At 73.3% G+C, this 1,916-nt stretch carries 1 protein-coding gene; it reads left to right on the top strand.

What is annotated here, in order from left to right:
• Positions 1-181 precede the first annotated feature (181 nt).
• Positions 182-1,916, top strand: a 1,735-nt coding sequence (locus tag FNQ90_RS21390) for an MFS transporter (protein WP_182607852.1), incomplete at its 3' end; no start/stop codon positions are given.

The raw sequence follows: 1,916 nt of genomic DNA, 5'->3' as shown, positions 1-1,916 counted from the left end.
CCCCGCGCGCCCGGCCCCGCGCCGTTCCGGCGTGCGAAGCGGCTGCCGGGGCCGGCGTACGCTAACTCCTCGTCCGTCCCCCGCACCGCTCCCGTCGTGTCCGGTTCACCCGGCCTTCTCCCGGGGCGCGGGGGTGACCACGGCACCGACCCATCGGGACGGTGCCGAGAGGGAGGTGCAGATGGCGCAGACGTCCGGAGCGAATCCGCCCGGCATCGGCGACCGGGCCCCCGCGGCCCCCCCGCCCGGCGCGGGTCCGGCCAACCGCTGGGCCGTCCTGGTCGTGCTCTGCGCGAGCCTGTTCCTGGTGGCCCTCGACGCCACCGTGTTGCACGTCGCCATCCCCGCGGTGAGCGCCGACCTGCGACCCGGCCCGATCGAGCTGTTGTGGATCGTGGACGTGTACCCGCTGATCTGCGCCTCGCTGTTGATCCTCTTCGGCACGCTGGGGGATCGGATCGGACGCCGACGCGTGCTGTTGATGGGCTACGCCTGCTTCGGCGTGGCCTCGGCCCTGGCGGCCTGCGCGACGTCCGCCCCCGTGCTCATCGGCGCGCGGGCCCTGCTCGGCGTGGGCGGGGCCATGATCATGCCCGCCACCCTCTCCATCCTGCGGCACGTCTTCCCCGACCGCAGGGAGAGGGCCATGGCCATCGGCATCTGGAGCGCCGTCGCCGCCGTCGGCGCCGCCGTCGGACCGTTGGTGGCGGGAATCCTGCTGGAGCACTTCTGGTGGGGCTCGGTCTTCCTGCTCAACATCCCGCTCATGGCCATCTGTCTTCCCGTGGGGGCCAGGTTGCTCCCCGAGTCCCGTGGCCGGGTGGGTACCGGGCCGTGGGACGTCCCCGGGGCCCTGATCGCCGCCGCGGGCCTGTTCTGCGTGATCCTGGCGGTCAAACGGGTCGGCGGCGGTCACCTGTGGACGCCCTGGACCCTCCTGGTGGGGGTCGCGGGTGCGGCGCTGCTCGTCACCTTCGTCCGGCGTCAGCGGTCCCGGGCACACCCGTTGATCGACCTGAGCGCCTTCTCCCGGCCGGCCTTCGGCACCTCCGTCGGCTGCATCGTCCTGACCGTGCTGGCCCTGGTGGGACTGGCGCTCATCGCGGCCCAGTACCTCCAGTTGGTGCTGGGCCTGACTCCCCTGCAGACCGGTCTGCGGCTGCTGCCGCTGAGCCTGGCGGCGATCGCCGCCGGTTTGATGGGCGCGTGGATGCTGCGGCTCATGGGACCCCGCCTGATGATCTCCGGCGGTTTCCTGCTCACCGCGCTGGCCGTCCTGCTGCTCCTGCAGATCGGCCACCACGACAACCCGCCGCTGCTCATCACCGGCTTCGTGCTGCTGGGCTTCGGTCTGGAGACCACCCTCTTCGGCTCCTACGAATCGATGATCAACGACGCGCCGGCGGACCAGGCCGGTGAGGCCGCCTCGCTGGGCGAGACCGCCTACCAGTTCGGGGCGGGCCTCGGTATCGCTCTGCTGGGAAGCGTCATGAACGCCGTCTACGCCCCGGCCGTTCGCGCGGTGGGCGGACTGGACGACGAGGAGCGGGTGGCCGTCGGCCACTCCCTGGCGGAGGCGCGGGCCATCGCGGACGCGATCGGCGGGGAGACGGGCGCGGAGCTGCACACGGCGGCCGTGAACGCCTTCGTCGCCGGGACCCACGCCGCCCTGGCGGCCAGCGCGCTGCTGCTTTTGATCGGAGCACTCGCCGCCCTGCGCCTGCCCCGTGAACCGATGTCGCCGGCCGCCGGCACGGAGGGGGTACGGGGTGCGGACACGGATGTGACCACCGCCATCCCCGGGGGTGCCGCCGTCGATCTTGCGGTAGGGGATTACCGGCACGTAGCGTCGTCCGGGGGCACCGCCGCCCCCCAGCCGACCGCACCGGAGGCCCCGCATGCCGGCAGCACCCCGG

This window comes from Streptomyces alkaliphilus (genome assembly GCF_014141535.1).
Classification (GTDB): Bacteria; Actinomycetota; Actinomycetes; order Streptomycetales; family Streptomycetaceae; genus Streptomyces; species Streptomyces alkaliphilus.
The sequence above is the reverse complement of the archived record's forward strand: the minus strand, read 5'-3'. Positions and strand labels throughout refer to the sequence as shown.